This window comes from Larkinella sp. C7, from assembly GCF_006149005.1.
GTDB lineage: Bacteria > Bacteroidota > Bacteroidia > Cytophagales > Spirosomataceae > Larkinella.
Map to the genome: position 1 here is coordinate 487,240 of NZ_VBSL01000002.1, position 26,006 is coordinate 513,245.

The window sequence follows — 26,006 nt, forward strand, 5'->3', positions numbered from 1 at the left end:
TCTCCGATCCGATTTGACGTAACTTTACTACCTTCTCTGTATATCCGATGACCCGCCAATACAGCGGGTCTTTTTTTTAGTTTTATTCTTACCTTAGCGCCCCAACAACGCTTCCGACTACCATCTATCACACTTGACCTTATTGTTTATGGAGAAGAAAATCCGCCGGGAAGATGCCCTCGAATACCACGCCAAGGGCCGTCCGGGCAAAATTGAAGTCATTCCAACCAAAGAGTACAGTACACAACGTGACCTTTCCCTGGCCTATTCCCCGGGCGTAGCCGAACCCTGTCTGGCCATCGCCGAAAACGTCGAAGACGTCTATAAATATACCGCCAAAGGCAATCTGGTGGCCGTGATCAGCAACGGAAGTGCGGTTTTGGGTCTGGGCGACATTGGCCCGGAAGCCGGCAAACCCGTCATGGAAGGCAAAGGGCTGCTGTTCAAGATTTACGCCGACATCGATGTCTTTGACATTGAACTGAATACTAAAAATGTGGACGAGTTTGTCCGCACCGTTAAAATCCTGGAACCCACGTTCGGTGGCGTCAACCTGGAAGACATCAAAGCCCCGGAGTGTTTCGAAATTGAAGAGCGGCTCAAAAAAGAGCTGAACATTCCGGTGATGCACGACGACCAGCACGGAACAGCCATCATCTCGGCGGCCGCCTTGCTGAACGCACTGCAAATCATCGGCAAAAAAATCGATGAGGTAAAAATCGTGGTAAACGGGGCCGGAGCCTCCGCCATTTCCTGCTCGAAACTGTACATCGCACTGGGGGCGAAAATCGAAAATTTCGTCATGTGCGACAGCAAGGGTGTCATTCGGGCGGATCGTTCCGACCTTGACGAGCGCAAAAGTATGTTTGTAACCACCCGCGATCTGTACACACTTCAGGAAGCCTTGACGGGTGCTGACGTATTCATTGGGTTGTCGAAAGGCAACGTCGTCACCCAGGACATGGTAAGGTCGATGGCCAAAGACGCGATTGTGTTCGCGATGGCCAACCCAACGCCCGAAATTTCGTATCCCGAAGCGGTAGAAGCCCGTCCGGACATCATCATGGCAACCGGTCGTTCCGATTATCCCAACCAGGTCAACAATGTGCTGGGCTTCCCGTTCATATTCCGCGGGGCGCTCGACGTTCGGGCCACAGAAATCAATGAAGCCATGAAACTGGCCGCCGTTCACGCGCTGGCCGATCTGGCAAAAAAATCCGTTCCTGATCTGGTCAACCTGGCCTATGGCGAATCTAACCTGATGTTCGGTCGGAAATACATCATTCCCAAACCGGTCGATCCGCGTTTGCTGACCACGGTGGCCCCCGCCGTGGCCCAGGCTGCGATGGATTCGGGCGTTGCCAAACACCCGATTACCGACTGGGATGCCTATGAACAGCAACTGGCGCGTCGTTTGGGCCAGGACAATCAGATTTCGCGGGTGATTCTCAACAAGGCGAAGTCGGACCCCAAGCGGGTGGTTTTTGCCGATGCCGAGAACCTGAAAGTACTGAAAGCCGCTCAACAGGTTCGCGATGAAGGCATTGCCTTCCCGATTCTGCTGGGTGAAGTGGGTCGGATTCGGACCTTGATTACCGAAAACAACCTTGATTTGGGCAATGTCCCAATCCTCGACCCCCGCGCTCCGGAGCAGGACGAGCTGATCCAGAAGTTTAGCGAGCTCTATTACGAGAAACGCAAACGCAAGGGCAGCAACGCGATGGAAGCGAAAAAGCAGATGTATTACCGGAATTATTTCGGGGTGATGATGGTGGAAGCAGGTGAAGCGGACGCCGTAATCTCCGGTCTGACGCGCAACTATCCCGACACGATCCGCCCGGCTTTGCAGGTGATCGGGAAAGAAGCCGGGGTGAAAAAAGTGGCCGGGATGTATATTCTGCTCACCAAACGCGGTCCGCTGTTTTTCTCCGACACAACGGTTAATTTTAATCCGACGGTCGACGAGGTGGTCGAAATCACGGAATTGACGGCCAAAGCCGTCGAACGGTTTAACATCAAACCACGGATTGCCCTGGTTTCGTATTCCAACTTCGGCAGTGCGAAAGGCGATGACGCCCAGAAAATGAACCAGGCCGTTGAGATTCTGCAACGCAAACACCCGGACCTGATTGTCGATGGGGAGATTCAGGCCCACTTAGCGTTCAATACCGATCTGCTGAAACTCAATCATCCGTTCAGCAAACTGGTGGAAGAAGGCGCCAATACGCTGATTTTCCCGAACCTGTCGGCTTCGAACATCGCCTACAACCTCATGACGGAGTCCGCCGGTTTCGACGCCATCGGCCCCATTCTGCTCGGTCTTCGCAAACCGGTTCACGTGCTGCAATTGGGCAGTTCCGAGCGTGAAATCGTTAACATGGTCGCCATCGCGGTCGTCGAAGCGCAGGGAAAGTAGGTTTTTAATGATGAGTTATGAACGATGAATGTTCTGCTTTAGCCCGTTCATCGTTCATAACTCATCATTCTCTTTCCTGCCACTCCTTTCGCATCCGCTGGTAGTCCGGGTCTTCGCGGGCCTGGAGGTATTTTTCGCGAAAGATGGTGGCACTTTCGGCTTTGACCGGATCGACATCAAGTGGTAACTGATCACGGCCGTGGCTTCCGCTGCGGCCTTTTTTATCGTCAGGAACCGGGCCGTCGTATTTCTGGCCAGTTCGGTGGTTGGCATACCGCCGGGATCGCGTTACACCCATTTGCAGGAACTTCCGGGCCATGTCCATCCCGACAAAATCACCGTTTCTCTTGTAATTCAGAAACAGCTCATAAATCTTGTCTGACGATTCGCGGGCAATTTCCGGGGTTTTAAACCGCCAGTGCGGCAGGATTTCCGATTTATACGGTTCTACCAGCAAAACGCCCTGCTCTCCTTTTCCGACGCGGTACAACTCCGGACGTTCGCGCAGGTTTAATTCCTTGTAATTGAGATCGTAATCAAATTTCTTCCGCTCGTTTTTCATGGGATGTGAAACAGGGAACTGAACCCAGTACGAGTTGAATAAACCGCGACCGCTCTTTTTAGTTTATTTTCTTCTTTTTCACTACCACTGTAATAAACCTCATCCTCCCGCGACTAATACCGTGAAAGCCTAACGATGCAATCCCGATGGAAAAGGAATTTGTCAGCCTGTTGAACCGGCACCCCGGTATTCTCTACAAAGTCTGTTCGCTGTACTGCAAAGATCGAGAGGACCGGAATGACCTTTTTCAGGAGATCGTCCTCCAGCTCTGGAAAGCCTTTCCAACTTTCAAAAACGAATCGGCGGTGACGACCTGGATGTACCGGATTGCGCTGAACACCGCCATTTCAAATTTCCGGAAGAAGTCTGGCAAACCGCAACCCGTTTCGTTCTCTGATCTGGATTTCCAGATTCCTGATTTAAAGGAAGACATTGCCGAAGAAGAAATCAGCCTGCTTTACGCGTCCATCGAACAGCTTTCACCCGTCGAAAAAGCCGTCATCTCGCTCTACCTGGATGACAGAAGTTACGACGAAATGGCCTCAATCCTGGGTATCTCCAAATCCAACGTAGGCGTCAAATTAAACCGCATCAAAACCAAACTGGAAACACTCATTAAATCGATAACCCGTTAATTACCAAGACCATGAATTTAGATGAATTGAAATCAACCTGGAAAGGCTACGACGAAAAGATGCTGGCCAGCCAGAAATTAAGCGAACGTGTGGTGTTCATGATGATCAAGGACCGCTCGAAAAGTGTGCTGGCAAAAATGGAGCGGAACCTGACCGGTGCCGGTCTCCTCATGACGGCCGTCGTGATCTTCTTCGCAGCCGCCATTGCCGGGAATGCGTTCGACTATACAAGCTGGTATTTCTACATTCCTTCCGTGTTGTACATGGGATTAGCCCTCTTTGCCATCGCCGTCATTGTAAAAAATTACCGCCACCTCAGCCGGGTGTCGCTCAGCCAGCAGAATCTCTACGACAGCCTGACGACGGTTTTGCAGTGGCACCAAAAAACCCGGGCAGCGTTAGCCCGAGTCTGGCTTCTGTGCATGATGTCCGGTTTTCTGTTTGGCGTATCGATGGTAGCCCGGAAATTTGAAACCTACGGAACGACAAAAGTCATGCTGATGCTGGGTGGAGAGATGCTGTTGATTCTGGTTCTGTACGCACTCGCCCGCTGGGTATTTGCTGTTTTTGAAGACCGGCTCGGTAAGGAATTGACGGAAAATATTCAGGAACTGGATCAACTGAAAGCCATTTCTTAACGGATTTCCCTCCCACTCGTCCGGCCAGGAATCCGTCCAACCCAGACGCCGGATTCCCGCATTTACCCTACACCAAAATACACGGTGTTTATCCCCAAAAAACGGCCATTCATCGAATAGCTGGCCCAAAACCCTCTACTTTGCCATACTTTTGAGTGTGATTTTGACGAAATCACACCCGATCCATTCATCCATTTTCCGTACCATCCGCAGGCTTGATTTTACCGTTCCACATTTTCAGGCAAACAACCGTCAACCCGGTTGTCTTATGGATTGAAGTTCGCAATATCTTTGTATAATTCTATTTGACCCCGCTATTTCCGCTTCCAATAGACTACATTCCCAGAATTATGAAAAAGTTTATACTTTTTGGTATTATTTTATGCTCCACACTCTCCTTTGCTCAGCCTCCCGCTGGCAATCCGCAGGGGGGCGCCCGTCCGGCTCCGGTGATTCCCGGAACGGTCAATCCCGACGCCCCGCGCGGCAACGGTAAAATTTCTGGCGTCCTGATCGACTCTACGACGAACAAACCGGTCGAATTTGCCACCATTGCCCTGCTGAGCGTGCAAACCGGAAAGCCCATCGATGGAACCACCAGTGATGAGAAAGGCAAATTTTCGCTCACGAAACTCTTGCCGGGCGAATACCGGCTGCAGGTTTCATTTCTGGGCTACAAAAACAAGGAAACCAGTAAGCTGAAAATCGAACGCGGGTCAGACATCAACATCGGCAATGTGGCACTGGCCCCGGATGTGAAGACCTTGCAGGAGGTGAATGTGGTCGGCCAAACGCAGATCGTGGAGGAAAAAGTAGACCGGCTGGTGTATAACGCCGAAAAAGACATTACCAACAAGGGCGGTGACGCGTCGGAAGTGATGCGGAAAGTGCCGATGCTGTCGGTCGATCTGGATGGCAACGTGACCCTGCGCGGGAGCAGCAACGTCCGGGTTTTGATCAACAATAAACCGTCGACGATTGTGGCCGCCAGCGTGGCCGATGCGCTCAAGCAGATTCCGGCAGATATGATCAAGTCGGTGGAAGTCATTACGTCGCCGTCGGCCAAATACGACGCGGAAGGGTCGGCCGGTATCATCAACATCATTACGAAGAAAAATACCTTGCAGGGACTGACCCTGAACATGGACGCGGGTGTCGGAAACCGGGGCTCCAACCTGGGTCTGAACGGAAATTACCGGGCCGGAAAAATGGGCTTCTCGCTGGGCGGTTTTGGCCGCGCCAACTACAACATCAAAGGCGGTTTTGAGAACACGCAACGCAGCTTCTTCGATGGCGTAACCACCGAAACCCGCCAGATCGCCGATACGAAAAACCAGTTCATTTTTGGCAACTACCAGCTCGGTTTCGACTACGACATTGCGAAGAACCAGAGCATTACGGCATCGTTACGGTATGGTGCCCAAAACGGCAAAACGTCACAGAATCTGGCTACGGTTTTCTTTCCGGGCGGCATCATTCCCGGACAAACTACCCGGCGTGATGTCGACATCAAAAACCTGTCGGGAACCGTCGATCTGAACGTTGATTATACAAAGACCTTCAAAAAACCGCAGCAGGAATTCAGCATTCTGACCCAGTTCAGCCGCAACAACCGCACGAACGATTACGAAGCCGACCTCTTCGGCAGTTCGTCAGACATTACGGGCCGCGACCGGAACGACAACCTGAGCTACAACCAGGAATCCACGATTCAGATCGACTACCAAACCCCCGTCAAAGCCAATCAGTTGGTGGAATTTGGGGGGAAAGGCATCTTCCGGCAAGTGGACAGCGACTATAAATACTTTATTTCGACCGGCCCAACCGGTGAATACACCCAGAATCCTACCCGCCCCAACAACGGTCTGGATTATGACCAGAATGTAGCTGCTACGTATTTTTCGTACACCTACACGTCGAAAACGAAGTATACGATCAAGGCCGGTGCGCGGTATGAATACACGATGATCAATGCGAATTTCCGCTCCGAAATCCCGGGGCAATCCATCGACATTCCGAGCTACGGCAATCTGGTGCCGAGCATCAACATCTCGAAATCACTCAAAGGCGGAAAAACCGTTAAACTTGCGTACAACCGGCGGTTGCAACGGCCCGGTATTCAATTCCTGAACCCGAACATCAACGCGGCCAACCCGCAGAACATCACCTTTGGAAACCCGTATCTGGAACCGGAACTGACCGACAATGTTGAACTGAGCACCAGTGCATACATCAAGAAAACGTACCTGAACTTTTCGTTTTTTGCCCGCCGGACCGACAATTCCATCGAGAGCGTTCGGACCACGAGCCAGGACGGGGTGATTACGACGACCTACCAGAATATTGGCCACAAAGAGAACTACGGTGCCAACGTATTCGGGAACATCAGCCTGTTTTCGAAATGGCAGATCGGGGGCGGTGCCGACGCCTATTATTCGTACATCACCAACAACAGCCCCACACCATCGCTCAATGCGAGCAATTCCGGGGTTGTGGTGACGGGCCGGATGTTTACGAGTTTGAGCCTGAAAAAGGGCTGGGGTGTGCAGGGTTTTGGCTTCGTTCAGGGCCGGAGTGTGCAGTTGCAGGGCTATCAGACCGGTTTCGCTTTCTACAGCCTGGGAATCAAGAAGGACATCAAAGACGACAAGGGCCAGACGAAGGGCAGTCTGGGTCTGGCGGGTGAAAACTTCCTGACCAATCCGTTCAAAATGCGGACGGAACTTAGCTCACCGACTTTCCAGCAGAGCAACATCAACTACTTCTATAACCGCGGTATTCGGTTGACGTTCAGCTACCGGATCGGAAAAATGAGCTTCGACCAACCCCAGCGCCGGAAAAAATCCGTCAACAACGACGACGTAAAAGACGGCGGTGATGGCGGTGGACAGCCTGCCGGTGGAGCAGCCAAACAGAAATAATTAAGAGTTATGAGTTAAGAATGAAGAGTTTGCAGCCCAAGCGGTTAGCTGATCAACTCTTCATTCTTAACTCACAACTCTTAACTATAACATCGCTGCGCCAAAAACACCCGCGCTGTCGCCCAGTTTGGGTTTCAGAAAATGGGTGCTGAGACGGCCTTCGTTGAAGACGTATTTTTTGGCCCGTTCGACGCCCTCGGTATACAACAGGTCGATGTTGCCAACGCCCCCACCCAGCACAATGGCATCGGGATCCAGCACGTTGATAATGACCGAAATCGCTTTCCCGAAGTTTTCCAGAAGCCGGTCGATGGTTTGCGACGCGTAGGGATCGATGCCCGCCAGATGTCGGCTAACGATCTCTTTCATGTTCCGCTTTTCGCCACTGATGTCGCCGTAATACCGTTGCAGTGCCGGACCGGAGAACACCTGCTCGTTGCAGCCGCGTTTACCGCAGTAACAGGGGTAGCCATTTTCTTCCAGCGTAATGTGGCCCCATTCGCCCCCGATGCCCTGCAAACCGTTCTGAACAAAAGGCTGGCCGTCTTTTCCGCGAAAAACGACCCCGCCACCAACGCCCGTTCCCATGATGACGCCAAAAACCGCCCGGTAGTCCGGCACGATTTCCGGCACCGCGCCCAGCGTGGCTTCCGCGAGGGCAAAGCAGTTGGCGTCATTGGCAATGCTCACCGGAATGCCCAGCACTTTCTCCAGTTCCTGGGGCAGTGGCATGCCGTTGAGGCAGGTGGTGTTGCAGCCTTTCATGACGTGCCGGGCCGGGTCGAAGGTTCCGGGCGTTCCGATGCCGATGTGATCGGGTTGGTAACCGGTTTCGGCTTTTAATACCTTTACAAGGCTGGCGATCTGATTGACAATGTGTTGATAGCCTTTATCCGCTTCCGTATCGATGCGTTTCCGAATCACAACGGCATCGGGGGAGGGTGCCGACAGCACGACTCCTTCAATTTTGGTACCGCCCAGGTCGATACCCCAATAGGTTTGCATGGAGATTTAAGAATTATTCTTCGCGAATTACGATAAAAGAATTAAAAGTTAAGAGTGATGAGTTAAGAATTGGCTGCCGCACTCTACTTTTAACTCATAACTCTTCATTCTTAACTCCCCTATGTGGTACGAGAATTTTTTCTACGGACTGGTGCAGGAAGCCTGGAAAGCCGGTCAAACCGACGAGCAAACGGAACTGGAGTGCGATTTTCTGCACGATACACTGGATGTGCAACCCGGTGGGCGTGTACTCGATATTTTCTGTGGTCACGGCCGTCATGCGCTTGAACTCGCCCGGATGGGCTATTCCGTCACGGGTGTTGACATTTCAACTGAATCCATCGGCGAACTCCGGACGAATGCCAAACGGCAAAAACTGGCCATAGAAACCATCGCCGGCGATTTTATGACGCTTCCAATCGAGGGTGTTTTTAAAGCCGCTTACTGTCTGGGCAATAGTTTTAGCTTTTTCCCGCACGACCAAATGCTGTTTTTTTTGCAAAAAATAGCCGGATTATTACCGGTGGGCGGGCGGTTTGTGGCCGACACGGCCATGATTGCCGAGTCGGTCTTGCCCGATTTTGAGGAACGAAGCTGGATGCAGATCGGCGATATTACATTTTTGATGGAAAATGAATACGACGCCCGCGAGAGTTGCATTACGGCTCACCTGACCTATCTGCGGAACGGCCAGACTCAACGCCGAAAGTCCCGGCATTACATTTATACCGTGGCCGAATTGCATCGTCTCTTCCAGAAAGCCGGGCTAACCATCACCGAACTACTTGGTAATCTGGATGGTTCCGATTTTTTGCTGGGCGACGAACGGCTTCTGCTGGTGGCCCACAGAAAATTATAAAGTGATGAATAAAGCTATTTTCAGCCATAAATTCCTGACCGCGAAACGATTAACTAGACTATTTATTGCAAGAATTGAATATTTGGAAGAATAATTGAGCCAGTGTTAGATCGTTTGCCTAGTAATGTGTAGTTTAACGCCGATTTAACACTGTTAACTTGATGTAAACCGTATGGAGACACTTGAGCGCAAGCAACGCAGCCGGGAGCAAACCCGCGCCGGAATTGTTTTGACCGCTAAGGACATCGCTCGCCGGGAAGGTTGGCAAGCCGTTTCGATCCGTAAGATTGCCGATGCAATCGACTACAGTGCCCCGATTGTCTATGAATATTTCGATAGCAAGGATATACTGCTCGACGAAATCCGAAACGAAGGATTTCGTCACTTACGATTGGAGTACGACCGCATAAAAAAAGTATACCGTGACCCGGAAAAACGCCTGTTTGAAATGTCGGTGGCCCAGTGGCAGTTTTCCCTGGATCAGCCCGAGATTTACCAGGTCATGTATAATTTGAACGGGGCCTATTGTACCATTCCCGTTTGCGATTCCATCGAGATGGAGGACATCAGCAATATTATTCGGGAAATTATCTTTTCTTTCATTCCCAAATCGAAAGAGAGCATTCAAAAATTGTATTTCGAGTGGTGGTCGTTGTCGCACGGCATGATCACCCTGGCCATGATGCTCCGGGATCGCCAGCCGCTGGAACAGTCCGAGCAGGTGTACCGCGACTCGATTCGCCGGTTTGTCCGCGGGCTGCGCTAAATTAATCCTAAATAGCTGACAATGAACGATGACGATCCCACCGCTTCGGCCGGGCTGATGGTCATCGTTCGTTTTTGTTTTCCCTAACCGACCCACCCGAAATCTGCATGCGCTGCCTATTTTCCTGTTTATTTCTCTTCATTTTTACTACCTCGCAGGCTCAAAAATCCAGGCAGTTCCTTTTCATCAAAGCCGGTAAATTATACGATTCCGAGAAAAACGTTTTTCTGATCAATCAGGATGTTATCATTGAAGGGGATCGGATTGTCGCGGTGGGCAGGGGGTTGAAAAAGCCGAAAAAAGCCCGGTTGATTGACCTTCGGAACAGCACGGTTACACCCGGTTTGATCGATGCCCATACGCATCTTTTGATCAATCAGAAAATCACGAAGGATGGTCTGGAAGTCGCTTCGAAAGTTCCGACCGACGAGCGAATGAAACAGGCATTGGGCTTTGCCAAAGCGTATTTACTGGCCGGGGTTACCACCGTGCGGGATGTCGGCAATTCCGGGCAATTCCTGGATGTCAGGCTGAAAGAACAACTCAAGCGTGACGAAACGCCCAGCCCTCGCCTGGTGGTTTCCGGGCCGATTCTGAGTCCGCCAGGTGGTCAGTTTGGACGTTTGTTTCCCGCCGACAGTTTCCTGATCAACCAGGAATACCGCGTGATCAAAGGGGCCGAAGATGCCCGAGCCGCCGTTCTGGCGCACATCCGGCGGGGAGTGGACGTGATCAAAGTCTGCATGAACACCGACAACCGGGTGCTGGCCCCCGACGAAATAAAGGCCATTGTGGAAACCGCCCATCAACAGAAAATTCCCGTCACCGCCCACGCCACCTACGACGAATCAGCGCGGGATGCGGTTTTGGCGGGTGTGGATGGCATCGAACACGGCTATTCCCTGTCGGACAGCACCTTGTCGATCATGGCAAAACGCGGAACCTATCTGGTGCCCACCGACGTCTCCCGCGAACAGGGCAAACTGCGGGTAGCGGCTGTCGGCATGAAAGGCAAAGAAGGCGAAGATTATCTGAACGGTGCGTTGAAAGGGTTTCATGACCGGCTCAACCGGGCCGTCAACATCGGCGTCCCCATCGTCTCGGGTTCTGACTATTACAACGACATCCCCGGTATAGATCGCGGAAAAGGCTCGGTCGATGTGCTGCTTTCCTACGCCGAAGCCGGAATCTCCGTTCCGACGGTGCTCCAGTTTGCCACCCTGAATGCCGCCAAAGCGTTGGGGATTTCGAATCAAACCGGCACCTTGAAAAAAGGGATGAAAGCGGATCTGACGGTTTTTAAAGGCGATCTGGAAACCGATTTCTCAACCGCCCTTTTCGCCATCGATATGGTGATCAAAGACGGTAAAGTCTACCCTTAGTTTCATTTCCCTTCCTTCACCGTCTTGAGCAAAGATGTCAGTTCGGCGACGACCTGCGGGTTCTGTCCGGCCACGTTTTTCGTCTCTCTCAGGTCCATCTTCAAGTCATACAGTTGCGGATGAGGATGATTCCCCAATTCGGTGTTGGTGTTTTTCTGCACCGCCGGTCCCTGGCTCGGTTCGATGTATTTCCAGTTCCCTTTCACGATGGAAAGGGTGTTGTTCAACGCGTGTTCGATAACGTAATCGCGACCTTTTGGGTCTTTCCCAAGCAAGGCATTGAGGGTATTGAAACTGTCGGTGGCTTCTCCCTCACCCACTTTCTGGCCCGTCAATACCGCCAGCGAAGCCAGCAAATCGACCTGGCTTAGCAGCGCACCCGAGGTTCCCGCCTTCACCTTTCCCGGCCAGCGGACGATGAACGGCACCCGCGTTCCGGCATCGAACGCGCTGTATTTCCCCCCGCGCAACGGTCCCGCAGGGGTGTGCCCGCCCAGTTTCGTGACGGCTTCATCCTGATAGCCATCGTCCACCACCGGGCCGTTATCGCTGCTGATAATCACCAAAGTCTGGTCTTTCAGGCCCAGCCGCTCCAGGGTTTTCATGACTTCTCCCACGCAATAATCCAGTTGCAGAATGGCGTCACCCCGTGGGCCCATACCGCTTTTGCCAACAAACCGGGAGTGCGGCATGCGGGGTACATGAATGTCGTGCGTCGAGAAATAGACAAAAAACGGGCTTTTCTGATTCGTTTCGATAAACTGATTGACTTTCCCGGTCAACACATCCGCCATTTCTTCATCGACCCACCGCGCCGATTTGCCCCCGCTCATGTACCCAATCCGGCTGACGCCGTTGATGATCGTCTGGTCGTGACCGTGTGAATACATCATCTTGAGCAGTTCCGGATTGGCTCTGCCGGTAGGTTCGGTTCCGATGGGATCTTTGTAACTCACCTGAACCGGATCGCTGGGGTTTAGTCCGACAATGCGGTGGTTTTCCACATATACGCAGGGAACGCGGTCGCCCGTAGCGGGCAGCAAAAACGAGTAGTTGAAACCGATTTCCAGCGGTCCCGGTTTGATGTCACCGTTCCAGTCCGGGCCGCCTTTGGGTCCCAGGCCCAGGTGCCACTTGCCAACCACGCCCGTCTGGTAGCCCGCCCGCTGCAACATCCCGGGCAAGGTTACGCGGTTGGTCGGAATCAGCAGGGCTGCATCACCGGGGGCAATTCCCGTTCCGGTTTTTCGCCAGGCATATTGGCCGGTCAGGAGCGAATACCGCGAGGGAGTGCAGGTGGCCGATGTCGCGTGTGCGTTGGTAAACCGCAACCCTTCGGCGGCAACCCGGTCGATGTTCGGTGTTTTGACTTTCGTTGCGCCGTAGCAACTTAGATCGCCATAGCCCAGATCATCCGCATAAATCAACACGATGTTGGGTTTCTGCTGGGCATGAGCGGCCAGTCCGGAAAAAACGAGAACACTGCAAAACAGGAAAAGAAATCTATTTTTCATCGGTTTAGGAAGCTGATTACGTCAGGCATTGCACCATCGGCCGCGCTCAAAGTAGGGAATTCCCGGTTTTAATACAACGCTTTGCGCTTTGTCAGCGGAAATTCCGGGTGCTCGGTCCGGGTTTCGGTCATGAAAGCCTTCATTTTTGCCACCATTTCCGGATGTTGATCGGCCAGGTTCGTCTTCTCGGCAATGTCATCAGTCAGGTTGTACAGTTCAAAAGGTTTTTCGTACAACTTGATACCTTTCCACGGCCCCATCACAACGGCCTGAATCGGCCCCTCCCGCTCGTTGATTTCCCAATACAAAGCGTTATGCACCTGCTGGTTTTTCGGTTTTCCCAACAGCGTCGGCAGGTACGAAATTCCGTCAATTTTGGCGGTTGGTTTAATCCCGGCTACTTCGCAGGCTGTTGGCAGAAAATCCCAGAACGCGCAGGCATGACCCGACACCGACCCGGCTTTGATTTTCCCCGGCCAGCGGGCCACAAACGGCACCCGAATACCCCCTTCATACAATTGCAGTTTCCCACCCCGAAACGGGCCGTTGCTGTCGAAAAAACCGTTGTCGAAACCGGGACCGTTGTCACTCGTAAAAACGACCAGCGTATTCTCATCCAGCTTCTGCTTTTTCAGTTCGGCCATGATCTGTCCCACGTAGCGATCCAGCCGCGACACCATACCGGCATAGGCAAGATTGCCGTCGGGATCGTGGTGATAGTGAGCCACTTTCATGGGTCGCTCGGGCCAGCCCAGATTCTGGTACGGTTTTTTGGAATCGTCGGGTACGGTTAGCTCATTGTGCGGCAGCGTGAACGGCAGGTACAGAAAAAACGGCCCGTTTTTGTGATCCTGAATGAAACTTAGTGCCTGACTCGCAAACGAGTCGTTTGAATACGTTCCGACTTTTTTCGCACAGTCGTTGTCCGGCAACAGCACTTTTTCCCGGTTTTGCCAAATGTATTCGGGGTAATAATGGTGCGCTTCGCGGTGGGTTTTGAAACCGTAAAAAACGTCGAACCCCTGATCCAGCGCATGGCCCGTTGTGCCGCCTTCGTCCAGCCCCCATTTGCCGATAATGCCGGTTTGGTAGCCCGCCCGCTTCAACTCCTCGGCCACCGTCACATCCGTCGGAATCAGATTGGCCGGTTTTCCGGTCAGGCTCCATTCCGAGAGTTCGCGCACGGTGGCGTGGGCGGTGTGAATACCGGTCATCAAAGCCGCCCGCGACGGTCCGCAAACGGAGGTGCCGCAATACTGCTGTCGAAAGTTCATGCCCTCCGTAGCCAGCCGGTCGAGGTTCGGTGTTTTGATTTTGGTTTGCCCATTGAATCCCACATCGCCGTAGCCCAAATCATCGGCCACGATCAGAATGATGTTCGGTTTCTTCGGGGCTTTTTTTTCGGTGGGTGTCAAGGAAAGAAAAACCAGCAACGGCAAAACCGCCCCCAAAGCCACCAGCGAATAGCGTTTCAGACGTTTCATATTAGTTGAAAAAAGACGCTTTGGAAGAAGAACGAGCGGTTTGCAACGGTTTCAGGGCCATGCCGGCTTCGATGGCGAGGTCGGCTTCGATAATATCCGCTCCGCTGTCGATGATGCCGAGGTAGCCTTTCGTCAGTTCGTCGGCGATTTTGATCGTGCCTTTGGTATACTGAATGTCGTAATTGCGCGAACTTCCCACCATACACATCGCCCCTCGTTTGTGAATTTCCCGGAACAGTTCCGGGTCTTTTCCCAGCGTGTGGCTCACAAAAACGACGACGTTTTGCCAGGGCACCCCCGTTTTGTCGAACTCCCGGACTTTCTCCATCGTCCCCAGCATCACTTCCATCAGAATCGATTGATTCAGTTGGTAACATTTTACCGCGTCTTCGTTGCTGTACGCCATTACAATCGCATTGGCTTCGGCCCGGTGTTCCACAATTTTCCGAACCCGGGCTTCTATCGGAACGTCCTTCATGTCCAGCACCAAGACGGTTTTGCCTTTCGCCCATTCCAGCGCTTCGTCGAGCGTCGGCATCGCGTAGGGTGTCACATGGCCTTCGGTATCTTTCAGTTTCAGACTTCTCAGTTCGCTCAGGGTGAAGTCCGCAACCTTGCCGTGGCCGGTGCTGGTGCGGTCGAGGGTGGCGTCGTGCATAAGCACGATGGCGCTGTCTTTGGTGTAATGCGGATCGATTTCCAGAATGGCGTGCACCTGCTTGAGCGTATTTTCAAACGTGGGCAGGCAGTTTTCCGGAAAGCCCTTTCGCGCACCGCCCCGGTGGGCGCTGACAAACGGCAGCCGGTCGGGCGAATAGGCAAAGAAGGTCTTTAAATCCGCACTGTTTTTTGCCCGGATCGTATGAAAACCGGGTGCCGGATCAATCAGTGAAAAACCACATAACCCGGCGGTCAGAATTAGTAACAGGAAAAAAGCAGAATATCTCATGGCAGGAATTTGGAATGAAGAAAGATGATAGACCAGAGAAACCAGACAATAGAATACCATTCGTCTAGCGTCTCACTTCTCTGGTCTTTACTCTACAAAAACCTCAATACCCCGGATTTTGGACAATTTTCGGGTTCTGGTCGATCACCGCCTGCGGAATCGGCATCAGGTAATTTTTGGCCGGATCAAACTTGATCGTGCCACCACCCACATTCACGACTTCATACGTCAGTGCCCCATTCACCGTCGAAATTTTCATGGCTTTCAGCGGTTTGCTGAACACATCGGGGGCAATCCGCCACCGCCACAAATCGAATAGTCGCTTGCCTTCGAATGCCAGTTCCACCCGTCGTTCCCGACGGATTCGCTGGCGCATCTGCTCCTGACTCAGGCCCGTGGGTAGGTTTGGCAAGCCGGCACGGGTACGGATTTTATTCATTGCATCATACACCGTCTGATCCGGCCCCGACAGTTCGTTTTTCGCTTCGGCGTAATTCAAAAGCACCTCGGCGTAGCGGAACACGATGGAATTGGAACCGCCCGTGGCATTATTAAGGTTATCCCGACTGGGCATGACGGCCGGATCGAGGAGCTTTTTCAGGAAATAACCCGTCCGGTTTTTTCCGCCCGAGCCCGACGCATCGAAGGCATTGTTGTTATTCGCGATCCCCAGCCGGGTGTAAATCACCTGTCCGCCAATCCAGGGCGTTCCGTCGAACAGGATGGAGGCCGCAAACCGCTTGTCCCGGTTGGCATACGGATTTTTCGGATCGTACTGAGCCGAACCCTCGGCGGCCGTTTTGCCATCCAGAAACTCGTAATCATCCACCAGATTCTGCGTCGGGTTGACACTACCCCAGCCCAAACCGTTTGTCAGCATCGTTACGCCCCAGTACGTATCGCGGGCGTGGCCTTTGATGTTCGGCGCATACTGCACATCGAAAATCACCTCTTTGTTGTTCTCATTGGCCGAATAAAACAACCCGCCGTAATCCGCAAACAGCTCATAGACATTCAGTTGCATAATCTGCTGGTTGGTGGCAGCGGCATCCGCCCATTTGCCTGCGTAGAGTTCCAGTTCACCTTTCAAGGCCAGGGCCGCTCCTTTCGTAACCCGCCCCACATCCACACCGGCAACGGTGGTGGGCAAATCGGCGGCCGCTTTGGCACATTCTTCCTGAACAAACGTGACGCATTCGGCGTAGGTGTTTCGCGGATAATTGATATCCTCCTCCGCATTCCGGTTCAGGACTTTCGTGATCAGCGGAACCCCGCCGTAGAGATTGATCAAAGACGTGTAAAAATACGCCCGTAAAAACCGGGCCTGCGCCAGCATCGACTTCTTGGTAGTCTCATCGAACGATGAAACCGCTACTTTTTCGAGAAACAGGTTGCACTTGCGGATGTTGGCGTACATCCGGCTCCACTGCGGGCCAAAAATCTGCGCGTTCGGGCCGTAGGTATTGTTGGCAAACAACGTGTACGACGGAATACCGGCCAGGTTTCCATTCACCGAATTATCGGAATAGTTGTCCAGCGGATCGTTGCTGACTTCGGTGGGCACGTTGGTGAAGACCGACGACCAGGGCCCGGCATTCAGCGAATTATAGACGTCATTCAAAAACAGACTGGCATTTTGGGGCGTGCTCCAAACCGTTTCGTTCGTCAGTTGGTCGGTCGGCATCACCTCCACCGTCTGGTCGCTGCACGACAGGCAACTGAGGAGGACAAAGCAGGAAATCAGTATTTTTTTCATGATTGATTAGGCAAGTTGAGCATGCGTTAAAAACCGATCGTCAAGCCGACCGTATACACCTTTTGCTGGAAATAATACCGCGCCCGGTTGCTGGCCAGTTCGGGATCGAGGAAGGGCACTTTCGAAAACGTGAGCAAATTCTGGCCGGAAACATACACCCGCAGCGTCTGGGCATTCAGTTTGCTGAGAACCGCCGGCGAAAAACTGTAGCCGAAATCCAGCGTTTTCAGGCGCAGGTAGCTGCCATCCCGAATCCAGAACGACGACACCTGGCTGTTGTTGGTTGTCGGCGAAGGCGTCACGCGCGGATAAGCCGCATTCGGGTTTTCGGGTGTCCAGTAATCCAGTTGCTCCCGAAACACTTTGGCCCCATTGAAAAACGGCAATTGCGCTTCGTTTTCCAGCAGAAGCGTGCTCGATGCGGCTCCCTGCCACAACAGATTCAGGTTAAAGCCTTTCCAGGTCAGGTTGGTCGTTAAGCCCAGAATCATCTGCGGCTCCAGCGGTTTTCCGATAAATACCTCGTCGTTGCCGTCAATTTTGCCGTCGCTGTTGATGTCTTCGTATTTGATATCACCCGGTTTCAACGCGCCAAACTGCGTGGCCGATGCCTTGATTTCTTCTTCCGACTGGAAAAAACCGGTGGCCCGGTAGCCAAACCGCGCGTTGTAGGGCCGCCCCGTCCGGCGTCGGTTGGGGTTGTTGAAAGTCGAGGCATTCTCGAATGTCTGAATGAGTTTGTTGGCGGCATAGGTGAAATTGAAGGTCGCATCCAGCTTCAGACCGCCCCGGAACGACTGCCGGGTGTTGATCGACAGATCGACGCCCCGGTTGCTCATTTCACCCGCGTTGACCTGCGAAATACCGATGCCGTATTCCACCGGAACCGTTTGGGCGGGCGACACCAGCATGTTCGACCGGCGTTCGTGGAAATAATCCGCTTCCAGGTTCAGCCGACCGTTCCAGAGGGACGCTTCGAGGCCGATGTCAAACTTTTTGGCGGTTTCCCAGGTAATGTTCGGGTTGGCTTCGTTGCGTTCAAAAACGCCCTGCGTCTGGTAGAACTGGGTTCCGCCGAACACATAGCTGTTCGCCAGGCCGTAGGTACTCAGGTATTGAAACGGACTCCCCGCCAGATTGCCTGATTTTCCGTATGACGCTCTGATTTTCAGGTTATTCACCCACAAAACCCGGTCTTTGAAGAACGGCTCTTCCGAGATCCGCCAGCCCAACGAAGCCGCCGGAAAAAACGCAAACCGCTGGCCGGGCGCAAAATAATAGTGTCCATCGTACCGCCCGGCCAGTTCGACCAGGTACTTTTCGGCATAGTTGTAACTGGCGCGACCCACAAAACCGACCTGCTTGCTCGAACTGGCCGATCCCGAATTGTCGTAATTGGTTTTGTTGGTACTGCCCGTCGAGAGCTGGTCCAGATACACCGAATAGTTCAGCCGCGAAGCCGCAAAGTCATCCGTCTGACCATTGCGCTGCTCAACGACGCCCAGCACGTTGACCGCGTGTTTGCCGAATGTATTCAAGTAGGTTATGTACCCTTGCAGCGTCGTTTTCGGGCTTTGACTAAAGGCCTGCGACAACTGCGGAGCTCCCACGCCCCCTTTGGTGGTCACAAACTGGTCCTGCGCATTCAGCGTGTAGTAGGTAAAGGGAATCTGCCAGATTTTGGACAACGAGTAGTTTTTGTCGTAAGCCGCCACGCCCTTGATCGCCAGACCAGGAATGAACGGCAGTTTTTGCTCGATGGTCAACTGCGTAAACAGGATGTTGTTGGTCATCTTGTTGTAGCCGCTTTCGTAGATCGACGGCAGCAACTCGTTCCCTGGCTTGCCATTGCTGAACGATAACTGGTTGACCAGCAGGGGCGGATTTTTGGTAACCGACGTAAAAATACCGGTTCCGCTCGATGACCCGGGGTTGTTGGTATTCTCCAGCGTCCCTTTTACATCCAGCGAAATCGTGGTGGTCGGCGTCGCATTCACGTCAATGTTGGAAGCCAGGTTAACCCGCGAGAAGTTGATGGTTTTCACCGCACCTTCCTGGTACATGTAGCGCAACGACGTGAAAAACCGCACCTTGTCCGATCCACCTGCCAGCGTCAGGTCATGGTTGGTCATCGGCGCCTGAAAATTGATCACTTCCCGAACCCAGTCGTGATCAGGATAATGATCCGGATCGGAGCCATCCCGGTATTTCTGCAATTGCTCGTCGGTGTAGGTGGCTGGCAAACCCGCGTTTTTGTTGGCGGTATTCAACAACGAGGCAAACTCATACGAGTTCAAATAATCGGGATAGCGCGTCGGCCGCTGCATGCCCACCCAGCCGTTGTAACTCAACGAAATCCGCCCGGATTTACCGCGTTTGGTCGTCACCAGAATAACGCCGTTGGCACCCGCCAATCCGTAAGGAGCCACCGCTGCGGCATCTTTCAAAACCGTAATGCTCTCAATTTCATTCGGATTCAGTTGCGCAAACGGGCGCGGAATACCGTCGACAATCGTCAGCGCCCCATTTTGCGATCCGGTGGTTCCGAGGCCCCGCACCCGCAAGGTCGACGCATCTTTCCCCGGCTCCCCGCTGCCCTGAAACGACAGAACCCCGGATACGCGACCACTGATGCTGTTGTTGATGTTGGCAACGGGAGCGGCTTTCAACTCATCCCCTTTGACGGTCGAAACCGCAGCCGTGGTCGATGTTTTGCGTTGCGTGCCGTAGCCCACCACCACCACTTCGCTCAGGGCTTTGATGTCGGGTTTGAGCGAAACCGCGATGGTCGTGCGGTTGGCAATGGCCACTTCCTGTGGTTCATACCCGACAAAACTGAACACCAGGGTCTGATCGGCGTCGTCGACGCGCAGGGAATAGACCCCACTCCCGTCCGTGGCCGTGCCTTTGGTGGTGCCTTTGACCACAACTGTCACCCCCGGAATGGGCTGTTTGTTTTCAAAATCCGTAACTGTACCGGTAATCGTACGCGCCAGAGCTTCCAGGGTTACGGTTTTGGTTCGAAGTTCCAACTGCCCGGTTTCCGGAGCTTTATCCAGCAAAATCTGCTTGCCTTTCACTTCATAACTGACATTGAGCGGTTTCAGCAAGCTGGTGAGCACGTCGGCCAGCGACTGATTCGTTACGTTCAGCGACACTTTCCGGTTGGCCGGAACCACCTGCGGGCTGTACATAAACCGTACATCGGCCTGTTTTTCAAGCTGCCGCAAAACCGTTTTCACCTCCTGCTCATCGACCTGCAGCGAGATTTTTCGGTTGAGCAAATTCTGGGCAACCACGTCCCCGGCGTAGGCCATACCGGCCAAAGCTGCTATCAGGACAAGTTGAATGAAACTGACACGCATGATTTGGTAGGTCAAAGGGTGCCTGCGTATTCTTTTTTTCATACTTTTGACTGTTTGGTTAGTTTTCAACTGGCAAAACAATCCCGCCCTCTCTTCCGAAGAGGTCTTCACAGGCAGGCGGGTACTTTCCGGGTCGGTAATGCTGGTACCATTACCGACCTTTATTAAGCGTACTACTTACATCCTTTACTATAAATAACGATTTGTGTATCAATCACTTCATACGTGGCATGGATACTGCGGCAAAGCAAATCGAGCTTCTCGAATAAGGATTCGTCGGCCAGCGTCGCCGTAATCTGGCAGTGTTTCAGCAATTCGTCGTCATACAGAATATCAATCCCGTAGGTCTGACTCAGTGCCTGAAAAATCTGCGGTGCCGGGGTTTCGGCATAGCTGATTTCCGCTGGCTGATCGGCGGTTTTAATCGGCACCGGCTGGGCAACGAGCGACTTTGCGAACCGGTTATCGGCTTTTGTCAAGGCCACCTGCTGATTCGGCGTCAACACCACCCCTTCCGGTTTGGCCTGCTTTTGTTCCAGATCACGCGTCCGAAAAACCGATACCTTACCGGTTTTGACAATCACCCGACTCTCCGGCATTCCGGCCTCCGCTTTCACCCAAAAACTGGTTCCCAGAACCCGCGTCACCAATTTTTCCGTGATGACCAGAAAAGGCCGGGCCGGATTGCGCGCGACTTCAAAAAAAGCCTCCCCTTTCAGGAATGTCCGGCGTTCCGGATCGGTAAAGAGTCGGGCATAGTGCAGGCTGGCAGCGGGCGAAAGGGTCACGCGGCTTCCGTCGGGCAAAGGCACTACCAACGGCTGCAACGTCGGGTTCGTTACGGTGATCTGGTCCTGGGATTGTGTTGACACCAGGCCCAGCAAAACGCGGGATGGCGTGCGGTTTTGGTAAATAAATACAGCCCAGGCCAATCCCACCAGCACAAAAACGGCAGCGGCCATCCGGCTCCAGTTCCACAGCGGAATGGTCCGAACCGACGGTTCCTGCTTTTGCCGGATTCTGGCCCAGGTCTCCCGAATGGCCTCATCCCGTTCGGTGTTGGAAACCGGCTGATGTGGCATTTCCAACGCCCGCAGCAACGCCCTGGCCTGGTCGATGGTCGCTTGTTGTTCCGGATGAAGACGTACCCATTCGTTCCAGAAAGCGTCGGTTTGCGGTGTCGGGGTCAAAACCCATTCGCGAAACCAGTCGTCTTTCAGGAATTCCTCAACCGTATAGTAAGCGTAATTGAACATCGGCGCGTGGGGCTTTTATTCAGAGATGCAACCGCGCGAAGGGACATACCCCATTTTTTGGCAATTCGGAGAAAAAAATTGGGAAGTGGTTCAGGCGATCAGAAAACCGACCAGAATGAGGGCCAGGTCGACGGGAATTACCCGGCGAAGGGCGAGCAAAGCCTTCTGCAACAGGTTGGAAACGGACTGGTGCGAGATGCCCATCACCTCGGCAATCTCCTCCCGATCCAGATTCTGGTAATATTTCAGATAAATGATTTCGCGCTGTCGGCGGGGTAATTCATTCAGGTACCGGGCCACCTGCTGCGACTGCCGGACGATGCTTTCGCGTTCGATCAGGACGAGTTCCGGCGAAGGTTCGAAATAGAAATCACCATTGGATAACTGATCCGTCAGAGATAGGAAATATGGTTTGGATAAACTCCGCACCAAACGCCGACGCAGGGACGTGAGCAGATACGCCTTGACCGACGTGGGTTGCGACAACCGGTGCCGGTGGGTCCAGAGGTCGATAAACAACTCCTGAATATTGTCTTTTACCAATTCCTTGTCCTTGCTGTATTTGCTGCCATAATTAACCAATGCGCCATAAAACCGCTCCATCAGCTTCTGGAAGGCGGTTTCGTCATCGGTTACAAAAGCATCCCAATCCCGCCGGTCGGCGGCCAGGGCTGGCAGGTAAACCGGTTTCACATTCATAGCGGCTGGTTCAGGATGCATAGTTAGGCAATTCGGTCTGTAAAAAACAGGGGTCTGCGGAATGGTAAAACAAACTTAACAACGGTCTTCTACTCATCCCGACCGACCGATCGGTTGACCCATTCACCGACAAATTCACCCGGTTTACCTACAATCGCCATCCCAACGCAACGAAACGGGCCCCTTCAACGATATAGATAGAAACCAAGCACAACTTTACCATCTATAGCAACTGACGCATGGAACGCAAAGAATTTTTGAAAAGGACTTTTTCCGCATTGGGTATGGCCGCGATCATGCCCATGGTTGGTGCCTGTTCAACCGACGACGCCGTGGAACCCACCACAACCACCGGAACAGGCACCACGACCGGAACGACCACCGGAACCTGCACCGAAACCTCCAACGAAACGGAAGGTCCTTTCCCCACCAAGACGCCCACCAGTCTGGTAACCAACAACATCACCTCCGACCGGCAGGGAACCAAGCTGACCATCAAGATTACCGTTCAGAACAAAAACAACAGTTGCGCCGGTTTGACGGGGGCTTTGGTAGACATCTGGCACTGCGACGCGGCCGGTAATTACTCCGAATACGGCGGTACGCAGATGCAGTCGACCAACTACCAGAGCGTCCATTTTCTGCGGGGACGCCAGACATCCGACGCCAATGGACTGGTGACCTTTACCAGCATCTACCCTGGCTGGTACAGCGGTCGCGCCCCGCACATTCACGTCCACGTCTATGATTCCACTGGCAAATCGTTGAAAATATCCCAAATTGCTTTTCCGGAAGACATCAGCAAGGTGGTGTATGCACAGGGGGTTTATGCCAGCCACGGCCAGGCCGACACCACCAATGCCCGGGACAACATTTTCAGCGATGGCACTTCCACCAACATGTCAGTCGTAACCGGAAGCACGTCAGCGGGTTACGAACTAACGTGGGCCATTGTCGTACTGGCGTAGTTTCTCCTCAACCGAACGATCAACCGGTATGCTTACCGAAACGAAAGCCCAAATTTACCTCTCCGATCAGCGGGGCTGCACGCAGTCCGCTGATCACCGGAGTTTTCACACCTTTAATTTCGGCCCGTATCAGCACGAAAGTCGACGGCCTTTCGGCGCTCTGACGGTTTTTAACGACGATACGTTACGGGCCGGCAAAAGCCATACCTTGGCGGTCGATGACCCGACAGAAGTATTGCTCATGCCGGTGGTTGGCGGGATTGAACTGGTGGATGGTTTCGGAGAAAGCGTTTTTCTGGGAGCGGGTGAAGTCTTTCACTTTACGGTATTACCGGGGCAGGAATACCGAATTAGTAATCCGTTTGAAAATGAAGCCGTTAACTATCTTATACTCGGTCTGAAGGCCAGCCCAACGGGTTTCGAAAGCTCCGAACGTTTTCCGCTCACAACCTTTGATCTCCAGGCCCGCAACCAGCTTATACCCTTATTTTACTCGCTGGACCGCAACAAGCTGGGTTTTATCGGAAAATACGGGGGTCGCCAGGAAGGTGGTTATACCCTGCGCAATGCCCAGAAACGGGCGTTTGTTTTCGCCATCGAAGGCGCTTTTGAAGTTCAGGACCGGCTGCTCCACCCCCGCGACGGGCTGGCGTTGTGGAACCTGGATGTTATCGAGTTTGAAGCCCTGTCCAATGATGCTATTATTCTGGTGCTGGAAGTGTAAGAAGCAAGTAAAGACCTGAATATCAAAGACTTTTTTTAATATAGAATTTTAAATGATGAATGCTAAATGTAATAATTCCTGTCAATTTATACTTTTACATTTAGCATTCATCATTTGAAATTTTACATTCTAGCTACTTCACAAAACCGTTTCCTGCATTTGCTCCAAAAGCATTGTGGTCAGCACCGGCTTCGGTGTGAAACCAATCTGGCGGTTCACCAACTCGCCATCTTTAAAAACCAGGATGGTTGGCATGTTTCTGACTTTGTAGCGGGCGGTCACCACGGGGTGCATTTCCACATCCACCGTCGCCACCGTGGCCAAACCGGCAAAGTCGGCGGCTAATTCATGAATGAGGGGTTCCAGTCTGCGGCACGGCGGGCACCATTCGGCGCTAAAATCCACCAGCAGCACCCCCGGTTTGGCCAGCAATTCGTCCCAGTTCTGATCGGTGGCATACACCGCCTTTGTGTGTTCAGTAGTCATGATTGTGATTGTTGATTTACCTGTTGATTCCGGCAAATCCCCCAAAATCACCCGCGCAACGAAAAATTTTATCCGTTTTCCGACGCCCGTCTCAACTGCTGAATGCATTTGTATTTCTGATTGACGGCGGTATGGCGGTTTTTCCAGCCCATCGTCACCATGAGGTGGTCCATCGGTTCGTGGGAGAAGTATATTGACCGGATAACCCGCTGACAATGACCGGTGATGCGGGCCATCCAGGCATTGAGTCGTTCGTGCTGAACCTCTTCGGACGAGGGCTCGGGCGAAGCAAAATCGTAGGAATCCTGAAGAGACAGCAACTGATCGTCGCTGATGGTGACCAGCTTATCATCCCGCAGTTTTTTCAACCAAATGTTTTTCGCAATGGCAAACAAAAACGTTTTCAGCGTGGAAGTAAGCTGAAAATCAGGAGCGGTTATTTTTTGGTAGAGCACCAGAACGGATTCCTGGAAAAGATCTTCGGCATCCCCTTCGTTCCCGTGGTTGCGCTGAACAAACCGGGCAATGGCGGGGTACTGTTTTTTATAAATCCATTCGTATGCCGACGTTTCTCCGGCACGAAGCGATTCAATCAGGCTATCATCACAAATGCAGTTCATGGCAAATTCCCTATAGCCATTCATACCACCGCGACCCCAAAAATCACCCGCAGTTTCCCTTTTTATTTAAAGTTTGTGGTTTATGACTCCGACGCCAGCGACCGGACTTCGATCTGGCTGGTGTGATACACCAGCGAATACGGTTCGACGCTCTGGGTTAGCCAGACGTTGCCGCCAATCGTAGAATCATGGCCTACCACCGTCCGACCGCCAAGGATCGTTGCGTTGGCATAAATGATTACATTGTCCTCAATGGTAGGATGTCGTTTCCGCGACGCCATCGACTTGGCCACGTTGGTGGCTCCCAGCGTAACCCCCTGGTAAATTTTTACATTGCTGCCGATAATGGCCGTTTCACCAATGACGACGCCGGTGCCGTGGTCGACAAAAAAAGAAGAGCCGATTTCAGCATTGGGATGAATGTCGATACCGGTATGGCCGTGGGCGTATTCGGTCATCATCCGGGGCAGAAGCGGCACTTGCAGTTCCGTCAAAACGTGGGCAATCCGATACACCGCAATGGCGTAAAAACCGGGATACACGGCGATCACTTCTTCTACCCCCGCAGCCGCCGGATCGAACGCCGAGATTGCCTGCGCATCGAGCAACAATTCATCGTAGGTACTTGGTAACCGGTCAAAAAATTGTTCACAGGTCCGGTCTTTGTCAGCCGACAAATGTTCATCCAGCGGTTTTAACAGACAGGTAAGCTGGCGATTCAACTCCCGGTAGGTGTCGGCAGTACTGACCACAAAAGGCCGGCAATCCTGGGTAATGGGAAAAAGGAAACGAATCAAATTGTCGATAAACCGGCCCACGTCGGGTTTGGAAGGCAGGCGGTATCGAAAACTGGCGTTTTGGGTCGCCATCCGTTCAAAGAAATGTTGCTGTTCGGCAGGAGTCATGGAGTGGTCATTCAATAAAGTCTACAGATAGAATCAATTCGATAGAGTTCTCAACCTTTTAAGCAAAAAAAAGCCTTCTTCCGAAGGGCAATCTGT

Annotated in this window: 21 protein-coding genes; 9 read left to right on the forward strand and 12 right to left on the reverse strand. The window is 52.7% G+C overall.

Annotated features, from left to right (window positions below):
• Positions 1 to 148 precede the first annotated feature (148 nt).
• A complete protein-coding gene (locus FH871_RS07180; RefSeq protein ID WP_138990745.1) occupies positions 149 to 2,416 on the forward strand; it encodes an NADP-dependent malic enzyme in 2,268 nt (755 codons plus the stop codon).
• 64 nt (positions 2,417 to 2,480) lie between these two features.
• Here FH871_RS07180 and FH871_RS07185 read toward each other — a convergent pair whose 3' ends face one another.
• Positions 2,481 to 2,978 (reverse strand): DUF4385 domain-containing protein, encoded by a 498-nt coding sequence (locus FH871_RS07185; RefSeq protein ID WP_138990747.1) that lies wholly within the window; start codon positions 2,976 to 2,978, stop codon positions 2,481 to 2,483.
• Between the two features lie 146 nt (positions 2,979 to 3,124).
• Here FH871_RS07185 and FH871_RS07190 point away from each other — a divergent pair, with 146 nt between their 5' ends.
• The 3 genes from FH871_RS07190 (at position 3,125) to FH871_RS07200 (ending at position 7,172) form a co-directional block, all read left to right on the forward strand.
• Positions 3,125 to 3,613, forward strand: coding sequence for an RNA polymerase sigma factor (locus FH871_RS07190; RefSeq protein WP_138990748.1), 489 nt, complete (start codon positions 3,125 to 3,127; stop codon positions 3,611 to 3,613).
• A gap of 11 nt (positions 3,614 to 3,624) precedes the next feature.
• Positions 3,625 to 4,251 carry a hypothetical protein gene (locus FH871_RS07195; protein WP_138990750.1) on the forward strand — a complete coding sequence of 209 codons (627 nt, stop codon included), beginning with the start codon at positions 3,625 to 3,627 and terminating at the stop codon, positions 4,249 to 4,251.
• A 350-nt stretch (positions 4,252 to 4,601) separates the two neighbouring features.
• Complete coding sequence (locus FH871_RS07200) at positions 4,602 to 7,172, forward strand: TonB-dependent receptor (protein WP_138990751.1); 2,571 nt, start codon at positions 4,602 to 4,604, stop codon at positions 7,170 to 7,172.
• A gap of 84 nt (positions 7,173 to 7,256) precedes the next feature.
• Here FH871_RS07200 and FH871_RS07205 read toward each other — a convergent pair whose 3' ends face one another.
• Positions 7,257 to 8,177, reverse strand: coding sequence for an ROK family protein (locus FH871_RS07205; RefSeq protein ID WP_138990753.1), 921 nt, complete (start codon positions 8,175 to 8,177; stop codon positions 7,257 to 7,259).
• A 121-nt stretch (positions 8,178 to 8,298) separates the two neighbouring features.
• On the opposite strand from FH871_RS07205, the gene FH871_RS07210 reads away from it, so the two are divergent.
• From FH871_RS07210 to FH871_RS07220, 3 genes are all read left to right on the forward strand, one after another.
• Positions 8,299 to 9,036: a class I SAM-dependent methyltransferase gene (locus FH871_RS07210; protein WP_138990754.1), complete on the forward strand. Its 738-nt coding sequence runs from the start codon at positions 8,299 to 8,301 to the stop codon at positions 9,034 to 9,036.
• Positions 9,037 to 9,208: 172 nt separating this feature from the next.
• Positions 9,209 to 9,802: a TetR/AcrR family transcriptional regulator gene (locus FH871_RS07215; protein ID WP_138990755.1), complete on the forward strand. Its 594-nt coding sequence runs from the start codon at positions 9,209 to 9,211 to the stop codon at positions 9,800 to 9,802.
• Positions 9,803 to 9,909: 107 nt separating this feature from the next.
• The gene (locus FH871_RS07220; protein ID WP_138990756.1) at positions 9,910 to 11,184 is read left to right on the forward strand and encodes an amidohydrolase family protein; all 1,275 of its coding nucleotides are present in this window, start codon (positions 9,910 to 9,912) and stop codon (positions 11,182 to 11,184) included.
• 2 nt (positions 11,185 to 11,186) lie between these two features.
• On the opposite strand, the gene FH871_RS07225 is transcribed toward FH871_RS07220, so the two are convergent.
• From FH871_RS07225 to FH871_RS07255, 7 genes are all read right to left on the reverse strand, one after another.
• Positions 11,187 to 12,698 (reverse strand): arylsulfatase, encoded by a 1,512-nt coding sequence (locus FH871_RS07225; RefSeq protein ID WP_138990757.1) that lies wholly within the window; start codon positions 12,696 to 12,698, stop codon positions 11,187 to 11,189.
• Between the two features lie 68 nt (positions 12,699 to 12,766).
• Positions 12,767 to 14,182 carry an arylsulfatase gene (locus tag FH871_RS07230; protein ID WP_138990758.1) on the reverse strand — a complete coding sequence of 472 codons (1,416 nt, stop codon included), beginning with the start codon at positions 14,180 to 14,182 and terminating at the stop codon, positions 12,767 to 12,769.
• Position 14,183: 1 nt separating this feature from the next.
• Positions 14,184 to 15,131 carry a glycerophosphodiester phosphodiesterase family protein gene (locus tag FH871_RS07235; RefSeq protein WP_171062784.1) on the reverse strand — a complete coding sequence of 316 codons (948 nt, stop codon included), beginning with the start codon at positions 15,129 to 15,131 and terminating at the stop codon, positions 14,184 to 14,186.
• Positions 15,132 to 15,234: 103 nt separating this feature from the next.
• Positions 15,235 to 16,887, reverse strand: a complete 1,653-nt coding sequence (locus FH871_RS07240; RefSeq protein ID WP_138990760.1) for a RagB/SusD family nutrient uptake outer membrane protein — start codon at positions 16,885 to 16,887, stop codon at positions 15,235 to 15,237.
• Positions 16,888 to 16,913: 26 nt separating this feature from the next.
• Complete coding sequence (locus FH871_RS07245) at positions 16,914 to 20,252, reverse strand: TonB-dependent receptor (protein ID WP_171062785.1); 3,339 nt, start codon at positions 20,250 to 20,252, stop codon at positions 16,914 to 16,916.
• Positions 20,253 to 20,425: 173 nt separating this feature from the next.
• The gene (locus FH871_RS07250; RefSeq protein WP_138990762.1) at positions 20,426 to 21,508 is read right to left on the reverse strand and encodes a FecR family protein; all 1,083 of its coding nucleotides are present in this window, start codon (positions 21,506 to 21,508) and stop codon (positions 20,426 to 20,428) included.
• A 90-nt stretch (positions 21,509 to 21,598) separates the two neighbouring features.
• Entirely contained in the window at positions 21,599 to 22,228 is a 630-nt protein-coding gene (locus tag FH871_RS07255; RefSeq protein ID WP_138990763.1) for an RNA polymerase sigma factor, read from the reverse strand.
• A gap of 218 nt (positions 22,229 to 22,446) precedes the next feature.
• On the opposite strand from FH871_RS07255, the gene FH871_RS07260 reads away from it, so the two are divergent.
• Both FH871_RS07260 and FH871_RS07265 read left to right on the forward strand, forming a co-directional pair.
• Positions 22,447 to 23,175, forward strand: a complete 729-nt coding sequence (locus tag FH871_RS07260; RefSeq protein ID WP_138990764.1) for an intradiol ring-cleavage dioxygenase — start codon at positions 22,447 to 22,449, stop codon at positions 23,173 to 23,175.
• A gap of 28 nt (positions 23,176 to 23,203) precedes the next feature.
• A complete protein-coding gene (locus FH871_RS07265; RefSeq protein WP_138990765.1) occupies positions 23,204 to 23,899 on the forward strand; it encodes a pirin in 696 nt (231 codons plus the stop codon).
• Positions 23,900 to 24,037: 138 nt separating this feature from the next.
• Here the strand turns inward: FH871_RS07265 and FH871_RS07270 are convergent, their stop codons facing one another.
• The 3 genes from FH871_RS07270 to FH871_RS07280 form a co-directional block, all read right to left on the reverse strand.
• Complete coding sequence (locus tag FH871_RS07270; RefSeq protein ID WP_171062786.1) at positions 24,038 to 24,385, reverse strand: co-chaperone YbbN; 348 nt, start codon at positions 24,383 to 24,385, stop codon at positions 24,038 to 24,040.
• A 68-nt stretch (positions 24,386 to 24,453) separates the two neighbouring features.
• The gene (locus tag FH871_RS07275; protein WP_171062787.1) at positions 24,454 to 25,005 is read right to left on the reverse strand and encodes an RNA polymerase sigma factor; all 552 of its coding nucleotides are present in this window, start codon (positions 25,003 to 25,005) and stop codon (positions 24,454 to 24,456) included.
• Between the two features lie 80 nt (positions 25,006 to 25,085).
• Positions 25,086 to 25,910: a serine O-acetyltransferase gene (locus FH871_RS07280; RefSeq protein ID WP_138990768.1), complete on the reverse strand. Its 825-nt coding sequence runs from the start codon at positions 25,908 to 25,910 to the stop codon at positions 25,086 to 25,088.
• Positions 25,911 to 26,006: the final 96 nt, after the last annotated feature.